The 18,627-nt window shown below is 48.8% G+C and carries 20 protein-coding genes and 1 tRNA gene; 15 read left to right on the top strand and 6 right to left on the bottom strand.

The window, feature by feature from the left end; translation table 11 throughout:
- Window positions 1-4: 4 nt before the first annotated feature.
- From QUE34_RS10645 to ldtE, 8 genes are all read left to right on the top strand, one after another.
- Window positions 5-193 (top strand): YdiH family protein, encoded by a 189-nt coding sequence (locus QUE34_RS10645; protein WP_001296104.1) that lies wholly within the window; start codon window positions 5-7, stop codon window positions 191-193.
- A gap of 548 nt (window positions 194-741) precedes the next feature.
- Window positions 742-1,110 (top strand): Fe-S cluster assembly scaffold SufA, encoded by a 369-nt coding sequence (sufA, locus tag QUE34_RS10640; protein ID WP_000367171.1) that lies wholly within the window; start codon window positions 742-744, stop codon window positions 1,108-1,110.
- Window positions 1,111-1,118: 8 nt separating this feature from the next.
- A complete protein-coding gene (gene sufB / locus QUE34_RS10635) occupies window positions 1,119-2,606 on the top strand; it encodes a Fe-S cluster assembly protein SufB (RefSeq protein ID WP_001308677.1) in 1,488 nt (495 codons plus the stop codon).
- A 9-nt stretch (window positions 2,607-2,615) separates the two neighbouring features.
- A complete protein-coding gene (gene sufC / locus QUE34_RS10630; protein WP_000948889.1) occupies window positions 2,616-3,362 on the top strand; it encodes a Fe-S cluster assembly ATPase SufC in 747 nt (248 codons plus the stop codon).
- Window positions 3,337-4,608, top strand: coding sequence for a Fe-S cluster assembly protein SufD (sufD, locus tag QUE34_RS10625; RefSeq protein ID WP_103253675.1), 1,272 nt, complete (start codon window positions 3,337-3,339; stop codon window positions 4,606-4,608). Before sufC ends, sufD begins: the two co-directional genes overlap by 26 nt.
- The gene (gene sufS, locus QUE34_RS10620; RefSeq protein ID WP_103253676.1) at window positions 4,605-5,825 is read left to right on the top strand and encodes a cysteine desulfurase SufS; all 1,221 of its coding nucleotides are present in this window, start codon (window positions 4,605-4,607) and stop codon (window positions 5,823-5,825) included. The genes sufD and sufS overlap by 4 nt, the downstream gene beginning before the upstream one ends.
- 12 nt (window positions 5,826-5,837) lie before the next feature.
- On the top strand, window positions 5,838-6,254 hold the full coding sequence (sufE, locus tag QUE34_RS10615; protein ID WP_000279734.1) for a cysteine desulfuration protein SufE: 417 nt from the start codon (window positions 5,838-5,840) through the stop codon (window positions 6,252-6,254).
- 148 nt (window positions 6,255-6,402) lie between these two features.
- Window positions 6,403-7,407 carry a L,D-transpeptidase LdtE gene (gene ldtE / locus QUE34_RS10610; protein WP_032303139.1) on the top strand — a complete coding sequence of 335 codons (1,005 nt, stop codon included), beginning with the start codon at window positions 6,403-6,405 and terminating at the stop codon, window positions 7,405-7,407.
- A 63-nt stretch (window positions 7,408-7,470) separates the two neighbouring features.
- On the opposite strand, the gene lpp is transcribed toward ldtE, so the two are convergent.
- The 3 genes from lpp to ynhH form a co-directional block, all read right to left on the bottom strand.
- Window positions 7,471-7,707 carry a murein lipoprotein Lpp gene (lpp, locus tag QUE34_RS10605; RefSeq protein ID WP_000648420.1) on the bottom strand — a complete coding sequence of 79 codons (237 nt, stop codon included), beginning with the start codon at window positions 7,705-7,707 and terminating at the stop codon, window positions 7,471-7,473.
- A gap of 310 nt (window positions 7,708-8,017) precedes the next feature.
- Window positions 8,018-9,430: a pyruvate kinase PykF gene (pykF, locus tag QUE34_RS10600; RefSeq protein WP_032303138.1), complete on the bottom strand. Its 1,413-nt coding sequence runs from the start codon at window positions 9,428-9,430 to the stop codon at window positions 8,018-8,020.
- A 7-nt stretch (window positions 9,431-9,437) separates the two neighbouring features.
- Window positions 9,438-9,632, bottom strand: a complete 195-nt coding sequence (gene ynhH, locus QUE34_RS10595; protein WP_240806354.1) for a protein YnhH — start codon at window positions 9,630-9,632, stop codon at window positions 9,438-9,440.
- Window positions 9,633-9,986: 354 nt separating this feature from the next.
- Here ynhH and fumD point away from each other — a divergent pair, with 354 nt between their 5' ends.
- The 7 genes from fumD (at window position 9,987) to ydhT (ending at window position 16,394) form a co-directional block, all read left to right on the top strand.
- Window positions 9,987-10,196: a fumarate hydratase FumD gene (fumD, locus tag QUE34_RS10590; protein WP_000528342.1), complete on the top strand. Its 210-nt coding sequence runs from the start codon at window positions 9,987-9,989 to the stop codon at window positions 10,194-10,196.
- A 455-nt stretch (window positions 10,197-10,651) separates the two neighbouring features.
- The gene (locus QUE34_RS10585; protein ID WP_032303137.1) at window positions 10,652-11,278 is read left to right on the top strand and encodes a ferredoxin-like protein; all 627 of its coding nucleotides are present in this window, start codon (window positions 10,652-10,654) and stop codon (window positions 11,276-11,278) included.
- A gap of 20 nt (window positions 11,279-11,298) precedes the next feature.
- Window positions 11,299-13,401 (top strand): aldehyde ferredoxin oxidoreductase, encoded by a 2,103-nt coding sequence (locus QUE34_RS10580; RefSeq protein ID WP_001273559.1) that lies wholly within the window; start codon window positions 11,299-11,301, stop codon window positions 13,399-13,401.
- A gap of 12 nt (window positions 13,402-13,413) precedes the next feature.
- Window positions 13,414-14,064 (top strand): YdhW family putative oxidoreductase system protein, encoded by a 651-nt coding sequence (locus QUE34_RS10575; RefSeq protein WP_001353180.1) that lies wholly within the window; start codon window positions 13,414-13,416, stop codon window positions 14,062-14,064.
- 63 nt (window positions 14,065-14,127) lie between these two features.
- The gene (locus QUE34_RS10570) at window positions 14,128-14,796 is read left to right on the top strand and encodes a 4Fe-4S dicluster domain-containing protein (RefSeq protein ID WP_050486602.1); all 669 of its coding nucleotides are present in this window, start codon (window positions 14,128-14,130) and stop codon (window positions 14,794-14,796) included.
- Entirely contained in the window at window positions 14,793-15,578 is a 786-nt protein-coding gene (gene phsC, locus QUE34_RS10565; protein WP_105268556.1) for a thiosulfate reductase cytochrome B subunit, read from the top strand. The genes QUE34_RS10570 and phsC overlap by 4 nt, the downstream gene beginning before the upstream one ends.
- A gap of 3 nt (window positions 15,579-15,581) precedes the next feature.
- On the top strand, window positions 15,582-16,394 hold the full coding sequence (gene ydhT, locus QUE34_RS10560; protein ID WP_105268557.1) for a protein YdhT: 813 nt from the start codon (window positions 15,582-15,584) through the stop codon (window positions 16,392-16,394).
- A gap of 5 nt (window positions 16,395-16,399) precedes the next feature.
- On the opposite strand, the gene QUE34_RS10555 is transcribed toward ydhT, so the two are convergent.
- The 3 genes from QUE34_RS10555 to QUE34_RS10545 all read right to left on the bottom strand — a co-directional run bounded on the left by QUE34_RS10555 (window position 16,400) and on the right by QUE34_RS10545 (window position 18,625).
- Window positions 16,400-18,010: an FAD-NAD(P)-binding protein gene (locus tag QUE34_RS10555; protein ID WP_103253678.1), complete on the bottom strand. Its 1,611-nt coding sequence runs from the start codon at window positions 18,008-18,010 to the stop codon at window positions 16,400-16,402.
- Between the two features lie 125 nt (window positions 18,011-18,135).
- Window positions 18,136-18,441: a monooxygenase gene (locus QUE34_RS10550; RefSeq protein WP_000212657.1), complete on the bottom strand. Its 306-nt coding sequence runs from the start codon at window positions 18,439-18,441 to the stop codon at window positions 18,136-18,138.
- Window positions 18,442-18,548: 107 nt separating this feature from the next.
- A tRNA-Val gene (locus QUE34_RS10545) sits at window positions 18,549-18,625 on the bottom strand.
- Window positions 18,626-18,627 lie beyond the last annotated feature (2 nt).

Raw genomic sequence — 18,627 nt, 5'->3', positions numbered from 1 at the left:
TGCTATGTCTACTCAACTTGATCCCACCCAGCTGGCCATTGAATTTTTACGCCGTGACCAAAGCAATCTTTCACCTGCCCAATATCTCAAACGTCTGAAACAATTAGAACTTGAATTCGCTGACTTGCTTACTCTCTCTTCTGCTGAATTAAAAGAAGAAATCTACTTTGCCTGGCGTTTGGGCGTGCATTGATCCTGACGTAATGCCGCGAGTTCGCCAAATCGGCCTGGATTAATCTTCGTCCAGGTTCGAGGGCCTTCTTAATACTGCTTATCTACCCGCCTGATAACGTTCAAAAATAATACAAATCGCAGTTTGTGCTAAAACGGCGGCTTAGCTTTATGAGACTATTCTTATCGCCCCTTCAAGAGCTAAGCCACTGTGAGTGCCGGAGATAAGCGCCGGATGGGGTAGAAACCCTTAAGCCTGTGATGCACAGACTTAAGGGTTTTCTTATTTCTGAACGCTGCACTTTTTTACCTATCTCTTAAATAGTCATTTTCAATACAACTTTTTCTTTTTCATCACAGCCTTAATGCTCCTTAGATAATAATCATTATCTAACAATGAGATACCTAATTCTTAGCGTGCCTGTTAACCCACACATCAGGGTCTATGCTTATTAAAAGCAGGCAAAAAGCATGTTTTACGGTAAAGCCCCTGCGTTTGCTGGGTTGAACTGATAATCATTATCACTAACATGCTGTTATACGCTGAAAGCGATGAAGTGAGGTAAATCGATGGACATGCATTCAGGAACCTTTAATCCACAGGATTTCGCCTGGCAGGGTTTAACGCTGACACCCGCAGCCGCTGTCCACATCCGTGAGCTGGTGGCAAAGCAACCAGGTATGGTCGGCGTGCGCTTAGGCGTGAAGCAAACGGGCTGCGCGGGATTTGGCTATGTGCTCGACAGTGTTAGCGAGCCAGACAAAGACGATCTGCTGTTTGAACATGACGGCGCGAAGCTGTTTGTCCCGCTGCAAGCGATGCCGTTTATTGATGGCACGGAAGTCGATTTCGTTCGTGAAGGACTTAATCAGATATTCAAATTTCACAACCCGAAAGCCCAGAATGAATGTGGCTGTGGCGAAAGCTTTGGGGTATAGGCGGTACTATGTCTCGTAATACTGAAGCAACTGACGATGTCAAAACCTGGACCGGCGGCCCGCTGAATTATAAAGAAGGATTCTTCACCCAGTTAGCCACTGATGAGCTGGCAAAGGGGATAAACGAAGAGGTGGTGCGCGCAATATCGGCGAAGCGTAATGAGCCGGAGTGGATGCTGGAGTTTCGTCTCAATGCCTATCGCGCATGGCTGGAGATGGAAGAGCCGCACTGGCTGAAAGCGCACTACGACAAGCTGAATTATCAGGATTACAGCTACTACTCAGCACCATCGTGCGGTAATTGTGACGACAACTGCGCGTCTGAACCCGGCGCGGTGCAGCAAACTGGCGCGAACGCCTTTTTAAGTAAAGAGGTGGAGGCGGCGTTTGAGCAGTTGGGCGTTCCCGTGCGGGAAGGCAAAGAGGTGGCGGTGGATGCCATTTTCGACTCTGTTTCGGTTGCCACCACTTATCGCGAAAAACTGGCGGAGCAGGGAATTATTTTTTGCTCCTTTGGCGAGGCGATCCACGATCACCCGGAACTGGTGCGTAAATATCTCGGCACCGTGGTGCCGGGGAATGACAACTTCTTTGCCGCGCTTAATGCGGCGGTAGCCTCTGACGGTACGTTTATTTATGTGCCTAAAGGCGTGCGCTGCCCGATGGAACTTTCCACCTATTTTCGCATTAACGCGGAAAAAACCGGGCAGTTTGAGCGCACCATTCTGGTGGCCGACGAAGACAGCTACGTCAGCTACATTGAAGGCTGTTCCGCTCCGGTGCGTGACAGCTATCAGTTACACGCGGCGGTGGTGGAAGTCATCATCCATAAAAACGCCGAGGTGAAATATTCCACGGTACAAAACTGGTTCCCTGGCGATAACAACACCGGCGGTATTCTCAATTTCGTCACCAAGCGTGCTTTGTGCGAAGGCGAAAACAGCAAAATGTCATGGACGCAATCAGAAACCGGGTCAGCGATTACGTGGAAATATCCCAGCTGCATTTTGCGCGGCGATAACTCCATTGGTGAGTTTTACTCGGTGGCACTGACCAGCGGTCATCAGCAAGCGGATACCGGCACCAAGATGATCCACATCGGTAAAAACACCAAATCGACCATTATCTCGAAAGGGATCTCTGCCGGACATAGTCAGAACAGTTATCGCGGCTTAGTGAAAATCATGCCGACGGCAACCAATGCGCGCAATTTCACTCAGTGCGACTCAATGCTGATTGGCGCTAATTGTGGGGCGCATACCTTCCCGTATGTCGAATGTCGCAATAACAGCGCACAACTGGAGCACGAGGCAACGACATCACGTATTGGTGAAGATCAACTGTTTTACTGCCTGCAACGCGGGATCAGCGAAGAAGACGCCATCTCGATGATTGTTAACGGTTTCTGCAAAGACGTGTTCTCAGAACTGCCGCTGGAATTTGCCGTTGAAGCACAAAAACTCCTCGCCATCAGTCTTGAACACAGCGTCGGATAAGGAATAAACATGTTAAGTATTAAAGATTTACACGTCAGCGTGGAAGATAAAACTATCCTGCGCGGATTAAGCCTCGACGTTCGTCCCGGCGAAGTTCACGCCATTATGGGACCCAATGGTTCGGGGAAAAGTACCTTATCGGCAACGCTTGCCGGACGCGAAGATTATGAAGTGACGGCTGGCACGGTTGAGTTTAAAGGCAAAGATTTGCTTGCGCTGTCGCCGGAAGAACGTGCAGGCGAAGGCATCTTTATGGCCTTCCAGTATCCGGTGGAAATACCCGGCGTCAGTAACCAGTTTTTCCTGCAAACGGCACTTAATGCGGTACGCAGCTATCGCGGCCAGGAAACGCTCGACCGCTTTGATTTTCAGGATTTGATGGAAGAGAAAATCGCTCTTCTGAAAATGCCGGAAGATTTATTAACGCGTTCGGTAAACGTTGGTTTTTCCGGCGGCGAGAAAAAGCGCAACGATATTTTGCAAATGGCGGTGCTGGAACCGGAGTTATGCATTCTTGATGAGTCGGACTCCGGGCTGGATATTGACGCATTAAAAGTGGTTGCCGATGGCGTGAACTCGCTGCGTGACGGCAAGCGTTCATTCATCATTGTTACGCACTACCAACGCATTCTCGACTACATCAAGCCTGATTACGTCCATGTGCTGTATCAGGGACGAATTGTGAAATCCGGCGATTTCACATTGGTCAAACAACTGGAGGAGCAGGGTTATGGCTGGCTTACCGAACAGCAGTAACGTGCTGCAACAGTGGCATCATTTGTTTGAAGCCGAGGGTGCAAAACGCTCCCCGCAAGCACAGCAGCATTTACAACAATTGCTGCGTACCGGACTGCCGACACGTAAACATGAAAACTGGAAATATACGCCGCTGGAAGGGCTGACCAATAGCCAGTTTGTCAGCATTGCGGGAGAGATATCCCCACAGCAGCGTGATGCCTTAGCGTTAACATTAGACGCTGTGCGGCTGGTTTATGTTGATGGACGCTACGTGCCAGAACTTAGCGATACAACTGAAGGCAGCGGGTATGAAGTGAGCATTAACGACGACCGTCAGGGATTGCCCGATGCTATTCAGGCGGAAGTATTTCTCCATCTGACGGAAAGCCTGGCGCAAAGCGTGACGCATATCGCCGTGAAGCGCGGTCAACGGCCGGCAAAGCCATTACTGTTAATGCATATCACCCAGGGCGTGGCAGGTGAAGTGGTGAACACAGCTCATTACCGGCATCATCTGGATCTGGCTGAAGGTGCCGAAGCGACGGTGATTGAGCATTTCGTTAGCCTGAATGACGCTCGTCATTTCACCGGAGCGCGCTTTACCATCAATGTCGCAGCGAACGCCCACTTGCAGCATATCAAGCTGGCGTTTGAAAACCCGGTCAGTCACCACTTTGCCCATAACGATTTGTTGCTGGCTGACGATGCCACTGCAATTAGCCACAGTTTCCTGCTGGGTGGCGCAGTATTACGACACAACACCAGTACGCAACTCAATGGCGAAAACAGCACGCTGCGGATCAATAGTCTGGCGATGCCGGTGAAAAACGAGGTGTGTGATACCCGTACCTGGCTGGAACACAATAAAGGTTTTTGTAACAGCCGACAGTTGCACAAAACTATCGTCAGCGACAAAGGCCGCGCGGTATTTAACGGTTTGATCAACGTCGCGCAGCACGCCATCAAAACGGATGGTCAGATGACCAACAATAATCTGCTGATGGGCAAACTGGCAGAAGTGGATACGAAACCGCAGCTGGAAATCTATGCAGATGATGTGAAATGCAGCCACGGCGCGACGGTGGGGCGTATTGATGATGAACAGATGTTCTATCTGCGCTCGCGTGGGATCAATCAGCAGGATGCCCAGCAGATGATCATTTACGCCTTTGCTGCCGAACTGACGGAAGCACTGCGTGATGAGGGGCTTAAACAGCAGGTGCTGGCCCGAATCGGTCAACGACTGCCAGGAGGTGCAAGATGACTTTTTCCGTCGACAAAGTGCGGGCCGACTTTCCGGTGCTTTCTCGTGAGGTAAACGGTTTGCCGCTGGCTTATCTCGACAGCGCTGCCAGTGCGCAAAAACCGAGCCAGGTGATTGATGCCGAGGCGGTGTTCTATCGTCACGGCTACGCGGCGGTACATCGCGGTATTCATACCTTAAGCGCCCAGGCGACCGAGAAAATGGAAAACGTGCGCAAGCGTGCTTCGCTGTTTATCAATGCCCGTTCCGCGGAAGAATTGGTGTTTGTCCGCGGCACCACGGAAGGCATTAACCTGGTCGCCAATAGCTGGGGCAACAGCAACGTGCGAGCGGGCGATAACATCATCATCAGCCAGATGGAGCACCACGCTAACATTGTTCCCTGGCAAATGCTTTGCGCGCGAGTGGGTGCAGAGCTGCGTGTGATTCCTCTCAACCCCGACGGTACGTTGCAGCTGGAGATACTGCCTAATCTGTTCGATGAGAAAACTCGCCTGCTGGCAATTACCCATGTCTCCAACGTGCTTGGGACAGAAAATCCGCTGGCCGAGATGATCACCCTTGCACACCAACATGGCGCAAAAGTACTGGTGGATGGCGCTCAGGCGGTGATGCATCATCCGGTGGACGTTCAGGCGCTGGATTGCGATTTTTACGTGTTCTCCGGGCATAAACTGTATGGCCCCACTGGAATTGGCATTCTTTATGTCAAAGAAGCCTTGTTGCAGGAGATGCCGCCGTGGGAAGGGGGCGGTTCGATGATTGCCACCGTCAGCCTGAGTGAAGGCACTACCTGGACTAAAGCACCATGGCGGTTTGAAGCCGGCACACCCAATACCGGAGGCATCATTGGTCTTGGCGCGGCACTCGAGTATGTTTCGGGGCTGGGGCTTAATAACATAGCCGAGTATGAACAGAATCTGATGCATTACGCGCTGTCACAGCTGGAGTCTGTACCGGATCTCACTCTCTATGGTCCCCAGAACAGACTTGGCGTTATTGCTTTTAATCTTGGTAAACACCACGCCTATGATGTTGGCAGTTTTCTCGATAATTACGGCATTGCTGTGCGTACCGGACATCACTGCGCTATGCCATTAATGGCCTATTACAACGTTCCTGCCATGTGTCGGGCGTCGCTGGCTATGTATAACACCCATGAAGAAGTGGATCGTCTGGTGACCGGCCTGCAACGTATTCACCGTCTGCTGGGATAACAGGGAGGCACTATGGCTGTATTGCCGGATAAAGAAAAATTGCTGCGTAATTTTTTACGCTGCGCCAACTGGGAAGAGAAATATCTCTACATTATTGAGCTGGGCCAGCGTCTGCCAGAATTACGCGACGAAGACCGAAGCCCACAAAATAGCATCCAGGGCTGCCAGAGTCAGGTATGGATTGTGATGCGTCAAAATGCGCAGGGAATTATTGAATTACAGGGCGACAGCGATGCGGCGATTGTGAAAGGGCTTATTGCGGTCGTCTTTATTCTTTACGATCAAATGACACCGCAGGATATTGTCAATTTCGATGTGCGCCCGTGGTTTGAAAAAATGGCGCTCACCCAACATCTCACCCCATCACGCTCACAAGGTCTGGAAGCGATGATTCGCGCAATTCGCGCCAAAGCCGCTGCACTTAGCTAAACTAAAGGGACAGCTTTCATCCGGTTGACTCACATTGCCGGGTGGTCAATGTTTACACTGGCCTGCACAGGAGTGTTTTGGTTTCAGGTGAACATAAGCGCCATCCGACGTTTCAGCGTGAGTCTCCGGCAAATACAGGAGGTTTACAATGAAACGCGCGTCTTTGCTTACACTCACGCTTATCGGCGCTTTTAGCGCCATTCAGGCTGCCTGGGCGGTTGATTATCCGCTACCACCAACCGGAAGCCGACTGGTTGGGCAAAATCAAACGTATACGGTGCAAGAAGGGGATAAAAACCTTCAGGCCATCGCCCGACGTTTTGATACTGCGGCAATGTTGATACTTGAAGCCAATAACACTATCGCTCCGGTGCCAAAACCCGGTACGACGATAACGATTCCTTCGCAACTGTTATTGCCTGATGCGCCGCGTCAGGGGATTATCGTTAACCTTGCAGAGCTGCGCCTTTATTATTATCCGCCGGGAGAAAATATCGTGCAGGTCTATCCGATAGGTATTGGATTGCAGGGGCTGGAAACGCCGGTGATGGAAACGCGTGTGGGGCAGAAAATCCCTAATCCAACCTGGACGCCAACGGCGGGCATTCGTCAGCGTTCGCTGGAGCGTGGCATTAAATTACCGCCCGTCGTTCCTGCCGGGCCAAATAACCCGCTAGGACGTTACGCACTGCGCCTCGCGCATGGTAATGGCGAATACCTCATTCATGGCACCAGTGCGCCGGACAGCGTCGGTTTGCGCGTCAGTTCAGGGTGTATTCGCATGAATGCACCGGATATTAAAGCCTTGTTCTCCAGCGTGCGGACGGGAACGCCGGTGAAAGTGATCAACGAACCGGTGAAATATTCTGTGGAGCCTAACGGGATGCGTTATGTGGAAGTGCATCGACCACTATCAGCAGAAGAACAGCAGAACGTTCAGACAATGCCTTACACACTGCCAGCAGGCTTCACGCAATTTAAAGATAATAAGGTTGTAGATCAGAAGTTAGTCGATAAAGCGTTGTATCGTCGGGCAGGGTATCCAGTTGCCGTGAGCAGTGGAGCAACTCCCGCAGCCAGCAATGCGCCTTCAGTAGAGTCAGCGCAGAATGGTGAACCAGAACAAGGGAATATGTTACGCGCGACGCAGTAGCGGTAAATGGCAGGCAAAAAAAATGGCGCACAATGTGCGCCATTTTTCACTTCACAGGTACTATTACTTGCGGTATTTAGTAGCCATGTTGTCCAGACGCTGGTTAGCACGAGCTGCGTCATCTTTAGCAGCCTGAACGTCGGAACGCATTGCGTTCACGTCGTTGCTCAGCTGGTCAACTTTAGCGTTCAGAGTCTGAACGTCAGAAGACAGCTGATCGATTTTAGCGTTGCTGGAGCAACCTGCCAGCAGAGTAGAACCCAGGATTACCGCGCCCAGTACCAGTTTAGTAGCTTTCATTATTAATACCCTCTAGATTGAGTTAATCTCCATGTAGCGTTACAAGTATTACACAAAGTTTTTTATGTTGAGAATATTTTTTTGATGGGAAGGCACTTATTTTTGATCGTTCGCTCAAAGAAGCATCGAACGCTGGGTTTTAGATAAAAAAATTGAGAGAAAACAGGATGCTTCCATCGGATTCATCTTAGATAAAGTGGGATTATATAGTGAAATCCGATTTGATTTTTTATTGCTTCTGGTTATCGATTAAATAAAAAAAGCGCCCATCAGGGCGCTTCGATATACAAATTAATTCACAAAAGCAATATTACAGGACGTGAACAGATGCGGTGTTAGTAGTGCCGCTCGGTACCAGTGCACCAGAAACCATAACTACGACGTCACCTTTGTGTGCCAGACCGCTCTGCAGAGCCAGTTCTTTACCCAGACGGTAGAAATCATCAGTAGAAGTGATTTCTTTAACCAGCTGCGGCACAACGCCTTTGCTCAGTACCAACTGATGAGCCGTTTTTTCGTTGGTGGTCAGTGCCAGGATGGTGGCATCCGGGAAGTATTTACGTACTGCACGAGCAGATTTACCGCCTTGGGTAGCAACCACGATCAGCGGAGCATCCAGTTTTTCAGCAGTTTCAACCGCGCCACGGCATACTGCTTCGGTAATGCGCAGTTTACGGTTGTCATTGTTGAACTCGAGACGGCTGTTCATCACGCGGTCGGTACGTTCGCAGATGGTCGCCATGATAGAAACCGCTTCCAGCGGGTATTTACCTTTTGCGGATTCACCAGACAGCATCACTGCGTCAGTACCGTCGAGGATGGCGTTTGCAACGTCACCTGCTTCTGCGCGAGTCGGGCGTGGGTTTTTGATCATGGAATCCAGCATCTGGGTCGCAGTGATAACGACTTTACGTGCACGGATACATTTTTCGATCATCATCTTCTGGGCGAAGATAACTTCTTCTACCGGGATTTCTACACCCAGGTCGCCACGCGCAACCATGATGCCGTCAGAGGCTTCGAGGATTTCGTCGAAGTTGTTGAGGCCTTCCTGGTTTTCGATTTTGGAGATGATTTGGATGTTTTCGCCGCCGTGCGCTTTCAGGTGCTCACGGATTTCGATAACGTCAGAACGCTTACGAATAAAGGAAGCAGCAACAAAGTCTACGCCTTGTTCGCAACCAAAGATCAGGTCCTGTTTGTCTTTTTCAGCCAGTGCTGGCAGGGCAATGGAAACGCCTGGCAGGTTCACACCTTTGTTTTCGCCCAGGTCGCCGTTGTTCAGCACTTTACAGATAACTTTGTTACCTTCAATGGCGGTAACTTCCATACCGATCAGACCATCGTCAACCAGTACGGTGTTGCCAACAGACAGGTCAGTAGTGAAACCTTCATACGTTACCGCAACCATTTCGCTGTTGCCGATAACAGATTTATCAGTGGTGAAAGTAAAGGTCTGACCCGATTTCAGAGAAACGTCGTTACCGCCTTCCAGTTTCATGGTGCGGATTTCCGGACCTTTGGTATCAAGCAGGATAGCGGCGGTTTTACCAGTTTTGCTCATCACGTTGCGCAGATTCTGAATGCGCTGACCGTGTTCTGCATAGTCACCATGAGAGAAGTTCAGACGCATAACGTTCATGCCAGCGTCCAGCATTTTAGCTAACATCTCTTCAGATTCGGTTTTCGGTCCGATGGTGCAAACAATTTTGGTCTTTTTCATGACAGTCTTAGTCTTTAAGTTGAGAAGGATGGGAGAAACTTGCTTTCTGGGCGCACTGCCGGAAAGCGAATCCGGTATTACGAAAGTGGTGGTGCCTCGCTCTAAGGATAGGTGACATCGAAAAAGCGTGCAGAGGAATGTGTGCTTGTGTCTCAGCCCAACGTGAGTGCCTGTTTTTGAGTCGTTGAGTTCTACAGTCCAAAGTGCTGAAACCATTCAAGAGTCAATTGGCGCGCATTATACGCTGAAATTAATCCAAAAGGAAAACAAAAACAGCGTTTCAAAAAATATACAACTCGTTAGACAATAAATTGTTATCAAAGATTTAACGTTCCAGGGAAAACGTTACGCAAAAACTTCGCTGTTTGCGCAACGTCTGGTGCCTGGGTTGTCAGTGTGATGACGAGTGAAAATTCATTAGGTGTACAAATACATCATCGCTAAATTGCTTCAGTTAAAATAATTTATCGCGTTATTTGTGTGATTTTCTTTGGTTTTTGTTTAATTGATTAGATTGATATATGCTGATAGCTGGCATGATAAATAGGTATAAATAATGGGAAATCGGACAAAAGAGGATGAACTGTACCGAGAAATGTGCAGAGTTGTCGGTAAAGTTGTGCTGGAAATGCGCGATCTGGGGCAGGAACCAAAGCATATTGTTATCGCAGGCGTATTACGTACAGCATTAGCCAATAAACGCATTCAGCGCAGTGAGCTGGAAAAGCAGGCGATGGAAACCGTCATTAACGCACTGGTTAAATGACCATTCAGGATGAGGCGGTAAGCTTCATCCTGATATTTTTAGTTCAGTTGCGAGTCAGTTAATTTTTGTAAATGACGACTTCTGAAATTATACGAATTTCGATATGTTTTTTAATTTATAGCGGCAATATTATTTTTATTTTCTGCTATGAATGTCACAAATAATTGTCGGATCAGTTAAATTCATTTCAAATGATAATAAATATCACTTCACTTATATTTTTTTTCTTTGTGTTTTTAATTGATAACGATCAATGTTAAGAGCTCAGAATAATCACATTATTTTTCCTCCTAACCATAAAGGATTAGTTTATCAGCGTTAAATCTTTTCTCATACACTATCGGGTTAGGGAAAATATCTGGTGTTGGGGACAGAGTCAGCAGCGTATTAGTTGAATGCTTAATATCAGGCTGCTGAATTGTCAGCACTGTGTTTGCGAAGAGGATGCGAAATAAATGAACCCGGTTGATCGTCCACTATTAGATATTGGCTTAACGCGATTAGAATTCTTGCGTATATCAGGAAAAGGCCTTTCTGGTCTGACAATTGCCCCTGCGTTACTGTCACTTTTGGGTTGCAAACAGGAAGATATTGATAGCGGCACAGTAGGGTTGATTAATACACCCAAAGGGGTGCTGGTGACCCAACGTGCGCGATGCACGGGTTGCCACCGCTGTGAAATCTCTTGTACCAACTTCAACGATGGCTCAGTAGGGACATTCTTCTCCCGTATCAAAATCCATCGCAATTATTTCTTTGGCGATAACGGGGTTGGCTCTGGTGGCGGCCTGTATGGCGATCTCAACTATACCGCGGACACCTGCCGTCAATGCAAAGAACCGCAATGCATGAATGTCTGCCCGATTGGTGCGATTACCTGGCAACAGGAAGAAGGCTGTATTACCGTCGATCATAAACGTTGTATTGGTTGTAGCGCCTGTACGACGGCATGCCCGTGGATGATGGCCACCGTAAATACCGAAAGTAAAAAATCCTCGAAATGTGTGTTATGCGGTGAATGCGCAAACGCCTGCCCAACAGGGGCGTTAAAAATTATCGAGTGGAAAGATATTACTGTGTGAATCTTGCAAAGGAAAAAATCATGGCTAACGGTTGGACAGGTAATATATTAAGAGTCAATCTCACGACAGGAAATATTACCCTCGAAGATTCCAGTAAGTTTAAAAGTTTTGTCGGTGGTATGGGCTTCGGCTACAAAATTATGTATGACGAAGTACCGCCAGGCACGAAACCTTTCGATGAAGCGAATAAATTAGTCTTTGCTACCGGCCCATTAACTGGATCTGGTGCCCCCTGCAGTTCTCGCGTAAATATCACCTCACTTTCTACTTTTACCAAAGGAAATTTAGTCGTCGATGCCCATATGGGGGGCTTTTTTGCAGCGCAAATGAAATTCGCTGGATACGACGTCATTATTATCGAAGGGAAAGCGAAATCACCGGTATGGCTGAATATTAAAGATGACAAAGTTAGCCTGGAAAAAGCCGATTTCTTATGGGGAAAAGGGACGCGCGCAACTACGGAAGAGATTTGTCGATTGACCAGCCCTGAAACCTGTGTGGCGGCTATTGGTCAGGCTGGGGAAAACCTTGTACCTCTCTCTGGCATGTTGAATAGCCGTAATCACAGCGGTGGTGCGGGAACTGGCGCAATAATGGGTTCGAAAAACCTGAAAGCGATTGCGGTGGAAGGGACGAAAGGAGTCAACATTGCCGATCGTCAGGAGATGAAGCGTCTCAACGATTACATGATGACTGAACTTATCGGTGCGAATAACAACCATGTCGTGCCAAGTACGCCGCAATCGTGGGCAGAGTATTCAGATCCCAAATCACGTTGGACAGCACGTAAAGGGCTGTTTTGGGGCGCGGCTGAAGGTGGTCCGATTGAAACGGGGGAAATTCCGCCAGGCAATCAGAACACGGTCGGCTTTCGTACCTATAAATCCGTTTTTGACTTAGGTCCGGCGGCAGAGAAATACACAGTAAAAATGAGCGGCTGCCACTCTTGCCCGATCCGTTGTATGACCCAAATGAATATTCCTCGGGTGAAAGAGTTTGGCGTGCCCAGCACAGGTGGTAACACTTGTGTTGCAAACTTTGTCCATACCACCATCTTCCCGAACGGTCCGAAAGATTTTGAAGATAAAGACGATGGTCGTGTGATTGGTAACCTTGTTGGTTTGAATCTGTTCGATGACTACGGCCTATGGTGTAACTACGGTCAGCTGCATCGCGACTTTACCTATTGTTACAGCAAAGGGGTGTTCAAGCGTGTTCTGCCTGCTGAAGAGTATGCGGAAATTCGCTGGGATCAACTGGAAGCGGGTGACGTTAACTTCATTAAAGATTTTTACTACCGTCTGGCGCATCGTGTGGGTGAGCTGAGTCACCTGGCTGATGGTTCATATGCTATCGCAGAACGCTGGAATTTGGGTGAAGAGTACTGGGGCTACGCGAAAAATAAACTCTGGTCGCCGTTTGGCTATCCAGTTCACCACGCCAATGAAGCGTCAGCGCAGGTCGGCTCCATTGTTAACTGTATGTTCAACCGTGACTGCATGACGCATACCCATATCAACTTCATTGGTTCCGGTTTGCCATTGAAACTGCAACGTGAAGTGGCGAAAGAGCTTTTTGGTTCTGAAGATGCTTACGATGAAACCAAAAACTACACGCCAATCAATGACGCAAAAATTAAATATGCTAAGTGGTCGCTGTTGCGGGTCTGTTTGCATAACGCCGTCACCCTGTGCAACTGGGTCTGGCCAATGACCGTTTCGCCGCTGAAAAGCCGTAATTATCGGGGCGATCTGGCGCTTGAAGCCAAATTCTTCAAAGCGATCACTGGCGAAGATATGACTCAGGAAAAATTAGATTTAGCTGCAGAGCGTATCTTTACGTTGCATCGCGCCTACACGGTAAAACTGATGCAAACCAAAGATATGCGTAATGAACACGATCTTATCTGTTCCTGGGTATTCGACAAGGATCCGCAGATCCCGGTCTTTACTGAAGGTACTGACAAAATGGATCGTGACGATATGCATGCTTCGCTCACGATGTTCTACAAAGAAATGGGCTGGGACCCACAGCTTGGTTGTCCGACCCGCGAAACATTGCAGCGTCTGGGGCTGGAAGATATTGCCGCCGATCTGGCAGCACACAATCTACTGCCTGCGTAAGGAATGGGTGAGATGAACCATCAGGATGTCTTGCCGTTAGCGGAAATCAGCGAAATTGACGAGGCGAAGCGGCAATGGTTGCAGGGGATGCGGCACCCCGTTGATACGGTAATTGAAGACATCACAGAACCAGAACCTGCTGAAATCCTGGCAGAGTTCATTCGCCAGCATTCTGCGGCTGGGCAGCTGGTGGCGCGCGCCGTGTTTCTCTCGCCACCCTATTCGGTTGCAGAAGAGGAACTGTCAGTTTTGCTGGAAAACATTAAGCAGAACGGAGACTACGCGGATATCGCGTGTATGACGGGAAGCCAGGATGATTACTATTACTCAACGCAGGCCATGAGTGAAAACTACGCGGCGATGTCTTTGCAAGTTGTGGAGCAGGACATTTGTCGCGCTATTGCACACGCCGTTCGTTTTGAGTGCCAGACGTATCCTCGTCCTTACAAAGTCGCCATGCTGATGCAAGCGCCATATTACTTCCAGGAAGCGCAGATTGAAGCCGCGATCGCCGCGATGGATGTTGCACCTGAATATGCCGATATACGGCAGGTGGAGTCATCGACGGCGGTGTTGTACTTGTTTAGCGAGCGATTTATGACCTATGGCAAGGCGTATGGCTTATGCGAATGGTTCGAGGTAGAGCAGTTTCAGAACCCCTGAAATTTCAGGGAGATGTCATGGATAGGGTGGACAGTAGCAGCCACTGCATTAGGGGATAATCAGATGTCCTTCACTCGACGCAAATTTGTTCTGGGGATGGGAACAGTAATCTTTTTTACTGGTTCTGCGTCTTCTCTGTTAGCGAACACGAGGCAAGAAAAGGAAGTTCGGTATGCCATGATTCATGACGAGTCACGGTGCAATGGCTGTAATATTTGCGCCCGCGCATGCCGTAAAACTAACCACGTCCCCGCTCAGGGAAGCCGTTTATCGATAGCACACATTCCAGTCACCGATAACGACAACGAAACACAGTATCACTTTTTTCGCCAGTCATGCCAGCACTGCGAAGATGCTCCTTGCATTGACGTTTGCCCAACAGGAGCGTCATGGCGTGATATGCAGGGGATCGTGCGGGTAGAAAAATCGCAGTGCATCGGCTGCAGTTATTGCATTGGCGCTTGCCCGTATCAGGTTCGCTACCTTAACCCTGTCACTAAAGTGGCAGATAAATGTGATTTCTGCGCTGAGTCCCGACTAGCAAAAGGCTTTCCGCCCATTTGCGTTAGCGCCTGCCCGGAACATGCATTGATCTTTGGTCGCGAAGATAGCCCAGAAATTCAAGCGTGGTTGCAAGAAAATAAATATTATCAATATCAGCTACCTGGTGCCGGGAAACCGCATCTGTATCGCCGATTCGGTCAACATTTGATTAAAAAGGAAAATGTATGAACCCGTCGCAACATGCTGAACAGTTTCAGAGCCAGTTGGCGAACTATGTGCCACAGTTCACTCCCGAATTTTGGCCGGTGTGGTTGATCATTGCCGGACTATTGCTGGTTGGGATGTGGTTGGTGCTGGGGCTGCATGCCTTGCTTCGTGCTCGTGGCGTGAAGAAATCAGCCACCGATCATGGTGAGATGATTTATCTTTACAGCAAAGCGGTCAGATTATGGCACTGGTCGAATGCGTTACTCTTTGTATTGTTGCTGGCAAGTGGGCTGATAAATCACTTTGCGCTGGTGGGAGCAACTGCGGTTAAAAGTCTGGTTGCGGTGCATGAAGTTTGCGGATTTTTGTTACTGGCATGCTGGCTCGGCTTTGTTCTGATCAATGCCGTTGGGGGTAATGGTCACCACTATCGCATTCGTCGTCAGGGTTGGCTGGAGCGAGCGGCAAAACAAACGCGATTTTATTTGTTTGGCATTATGCAGGGGGAAGAACATCCTTTCCCGGCAACAACACAGTCTAAATTTAATCCCTTACAGCAGGTCGCCTATGTTGGTGTCATGTATGGATTGCTGCCGTTGTTACTATTGACGGGGCTGCTGTGTCTCTATCCGCAAGCCGTGGGAGATGTGTTTCCTGGCGTAAGATACTGGTTATTGCAGGCGCATTTTGCTCTGGCATTTATAAGCCTCTTTTTTATCTTCGGTCATCTTTATCTTTGCACCACGGGGCGTACGCCACACGAAACCGTTAAAAGCATGGTCGATGGCTATCACCGGCACTAACGAATGATCATTACACGAGCAGACCTGCGAGAATGGCGTATCGGAGCGGTGATGTATCGCTGGTTCCTGCTCCATTTCCCACGCGGCGGTAGTTATGCCGATATTCATCATGCACTGATTGAGGAAGGATATACGGACTGGGCGGAGAGTCTGGTTGAGTATGCGTGGAAAAAATGGCTGGCGGATGAAAACTTCGCGCATCAGGAAGTTTCCTCTATGCAAAAATTGGCCACAGATCCCGGAGAGAGAGCATTTTGCAGTCAGTTTGCCCGCAGCGACGATCATGCTCGCATCGGCTGTTGTGAGGATAATGCCAGAATCGCAACCGCTGGGTATGCTGCACAAATTGCCAGTATGGGTTATAGCGTGCGGATTGGAAGTGTCGGCTTTAACAGTCACATTGGCAGCTCCGGTGAACGCGCACGGGTTGCTGTAACCGGTAATTCTTCGCGGATAAGCAGCGCTGGAGATAGTAGTCGGATTGCGAATACCGGAATGCGAGTACGCGTTTGCACATTGGGTGAACGGTGTCATGTCGCCAGTAATGGTGACCTGGTGCAAATCGCCAGCTTTGGCGCAAACGCCAGAATTGCCAACAGCGGCGACAATGTACACATCATTGCCAGCGGTGAAGATTCAACAATAGTGAGCACGGGCGTGGTCGACTCAATTATTCTCGGGCCAGGGGGAAGCGCCGCACTGGCATATCATGACGGCGAAAGAGTTCGCTTCGCCGTCGCCATTGAAGGTGAAAACAATATTCGAGCCGGAGTCCGCTATCGCCTTAATGAACAGCATCAGTTTGTTGAGTGCTGATAGCTTTACATTTGATCAAACGAAAGACGCCGACGAGCACGGGATGCAGGCTTTACGACCGCCTGAGCCATCGCCTCACCAATTTCTGCACATGCCGTAAGTCCCTGTACGAATGGCCGGTCGTGCATCAACCAGGGCAACGCGCCGAACGCTACGCGCCCACGAATTTCTTCGGGTTGCTGTAGCGTATAATCTTCGCCAACATCAGGGATTTCATCCCCTGTTTTCTGTAATTGTTCGCGTAGTCCAGGGAAAGGAATATCTTTCACTTTAAGCGGACGCTGCCCGCGGGCATCAATAAAAACGTCAAACGAGTAGCTATCGTCTTCCGTTTTCAGGACGGTGCGCGACTCATTAATTTCCATTTCGTAGTCTTCACCGAGGGCGAGAATATGAATGATTCCCGCTTCACGTAAGGCCAGTAGTCGACGAATAGACTCTGAAGGGATTGCCGCATAATTATCGATAAAAACCCGGGCAAGGCCTTTACTGAACCGTTTATGGTCGTGTTCATTCAGATGAGGAACAATTTCCTGTACGGCTTCATGCAGGCGCAGAATGACATAACGCCAGGGAACAGTATGTTTTTCTCGTTTATTGCGTTCGACTTCCTGGAGATTTTTTTCTGCCCAGTCGAATGGGTCGCGTTGTTTGCGCTCGGCAAACCAGGCTTGAGCAAAGGAATCGACATTCAGGCTCTCTAAGGCTATGCGTTGGCTCCAGTCTGGATCAGCAAATTTGATTTCCTCTACTATCAATCTAAATACCCGATCCAAAAGGCCCTCTTCGCCTTTTTGAATCTCAGCATTTAATGCCTGATCAGTGACGATGTGTAAGGGCTCGTAGGGAATAGGGCAATAGAAATCGGCTTCGGGTAAAATACCCGTGCGCGACATCAACGTAATATTTAGCTTTTCACTTGCGTTATCGCGGTGAAAAACGACGTGTTGTTTATCATCTTCAATAAACGAACCATGCTGAATAGCCACTGCCATTGCCGCATCCAGTCCGCTCAAGGATGTTCCCATAATACCCACGTTACACGCATCGACCTTTGCTTCCATCAGGCCTGACCACGGGCTGGGAAAATACGTTCTGGTTGCTTCTTCTTCATCAGGCCAGACGTGACCCGTCGCGATCACTGCTAAATCAAACGTCTCGCTGGGTAAATCCTGATTTGTAGCGAGCATGACGCCAGCATTTATAATTTGCAGATCGGTAACCTGGCATGATTCATAAACAGCCACTGCAAATTTTTGCTGTCGTGCCTGGTCTACTAATCGTAAAAATTGATCGCGGAAATATTCGCCCAGCAGAATACGCGGTAAAAACTGGCGATCGTGCAAGGTTTCTTTTTTAACGCCATAATGCTGGAGATGGCTGGCTTCTTGCTTTTGTAGCCATTCGAGATATGTACAATAAATCGGCGGTATTTCAATACTGGCAATATTTGCCAGCATCAGTTTTGAGTTTTCCTCATCACTGTATGGCATCCCGACACCGGCTTCGTCAGCCTGCTCGAAGATAGAAATAGAAAGTGGAGTTTGTTGCTGTAGAAGCGAGAATAAGGTGTAGATCCCCGTAGGCCCGGCACCCACAATAGCAATTTTTTTCATTGTTACTTACCTGTACGCATTCTTTCGAATTTAGTGTTATCAGATAAGTTTGGTTGAAATTTTTAGAATTTGAGAAATTTCAGACAGGGATGAAAAGGGCGCTAACCGCCCTTGGTTAAAATCTGTCAGGCGAGTTTTGCCTGATTGATTTGACTCAGTGGCTCATTGACATCGAAAACTTTGGCGACAACTTCCTCAACGCCGAGATTTTTCAGTCGGGCAGTATGTTTTTCCAGATAGGCAAGGGCGCTTTTTTCATCAGTGAAAAGGTAGATCCCACCGGCTTCGTGGTTCTTTTCACTTTCTGTCCATACCTTCCACAGAAAACCAGGTTCCTGATTAATCGACTCAGCAAGCGGTTTAAGCTGCTCAGCCATTGCGTCGCCAAATGGGCCATTAAAAGCAAAATGAAGTTGTAACAAAGTTGCCATAGCGATTCTCCTTCTGATAACGCATACGAAGACAGTGTAAATCTTTTAACGTATTGGATACAGAGAAGAAACAGAGGGGAAAAGGAGAAGACCAGATTAAGAAAATCTGGTGCGTCCGAGTGGACTCGAACCACCGACCCCCACCATGTCAAGGTGGTGCTCTAACCAACTGAGCTACGGACGCAG

The organism is Escherichia sp. KS167_9B, assembly GCF_030295215.1.
Taxonomy (GTDB): domain Bacteria; phylum Pseudomonadota; class Gammaproteobacteria; order Enterobacterales; family Enterobacteriaceae; genus Escherichia; species Escherichia coli_F.
The sequence above is the reverse complement of the archived record's forward strand: the minus strand, read 5'-3'. Positions and strand labels throughout refer to the sequence as shown.

Coding starts and splice junctions, on each gene's coding strand:
- QUE34_RS10645 (WP_001296104.1), top strand. CDS start 5: ATGTCTACTCAACTTGATCCCACCCAGCTGGCCATTGAATTTTTACGC.
- QUE34_RS10580 (WP_001273559.1), top strand. CDS start 11,299: ATGGCTAACGGTTGGACAGGTAATATATTAAGAGTCAATCTCACGACA.
- QUE34_RS10550 (WP_000212657.1), bottom strand. CDS start 18,441: ATGGCAACTTTGTTACAACTTCATTTTGCTTTTAATGGCCCATTTGGC.
- phsC (WP_105268556.1), top strand. CDS start 14,793: ATGAACCCGTCGCAACATGCTGAACAGTTTCAGAGCCAGTTGGCGAAC.
- QUE34_RS10570 (WP_050486602.1), top strand. CDS start 14,128: ATGTCCTTCACTCGACGCAAATTTGTTCTGGGGATGGGAACAGTAATC.
- QUE34_RS10555 (WP_103253678.1), bottom strand. CDS start 18,010: ATGAAAAAAATTGCTATTGTGGGTGCCGGGCCTACGGGGATCTACACC.
- pykF (WP_032303138.1), bottom strand. CDS start 9,430: ATGAAAAAGACCAAAATTGTTTGCACCATCGGACCGAAAACCGAATCT.
- QUE34_RS10575 (WP_001353180.1), top strand. CDS start 13,414: ATGAACCATCAGGATGTCTTGCCGTTAGCGGAAATCAGCGAAATTGAC.
- sufC (WP_000948889.1), top strand. CDS start 2,616: ATGTTAAGTATTAAAGATTTACACGTCAGCGTGGAAGATAAAACTATC.
- ldtE (WP_032303139.1), top strand. CDS start 6,403: ATGAAACGCGCGTCTTTGCTTACACTCACGCTTATCGGCGCTTTTAGC.
- lpp (WP_000648420.1), bottom strand. CDS start 7,707: ATGAAAGCTACTAAACTGGTACTGGGCGCGGTAATCCTGGGTTCTACT.
- QUE34_RS10585 (WP_032303137.1), top strand. CDS start 10,652: ATGAACCCGGTTGATCGTCCACTATTAGATATTGGCTTAACGCGATTA.
- sufB (WP_001308677.1), top strand. CDS start 1,119: ATGTCTCGTAATACTGAAGCAACTGACGATGTCAAAACCTGGACCGGC.
- ydhT (WP_105268557.1), top strand. CDS start 15,582: ATGATCATTACACGAGCAGACCTGCGAGAATGGCGTATCGGAGCGGTG.
- fumD (WP_000528342.1), top strand. CDS start 9,987: ATGGGAAATCGGACAAAAGAGGATGAACTGTACCGAGAAATGTGCAGA.
- sufS (WP_103253676.1), top strand. CDS start 4,605: ATGACTTTTTCCGTCGACAAAGTGCGGGCCGACTTTCCGGTGCTTTCT.
- sufE (WP_000279734.1), top strand. CDS start 5,838: ATGGCTGTATTGCCGGATAAAGAAAAATTGCTGCGTAATTTTTTACGC.
- sufD (WP_103253675.1), top strand. CDS start 3,337: ATGGCTGGCTTACCGAACAGCAGTAACGTGCTGCAACAGTGGCATCAT.
- sufA (WP_000367171.1), top strand. CDS start 742: ATGGACATGCATTCAGGAACCTTTAATCCACAGGATTTCGCCTGGCAG.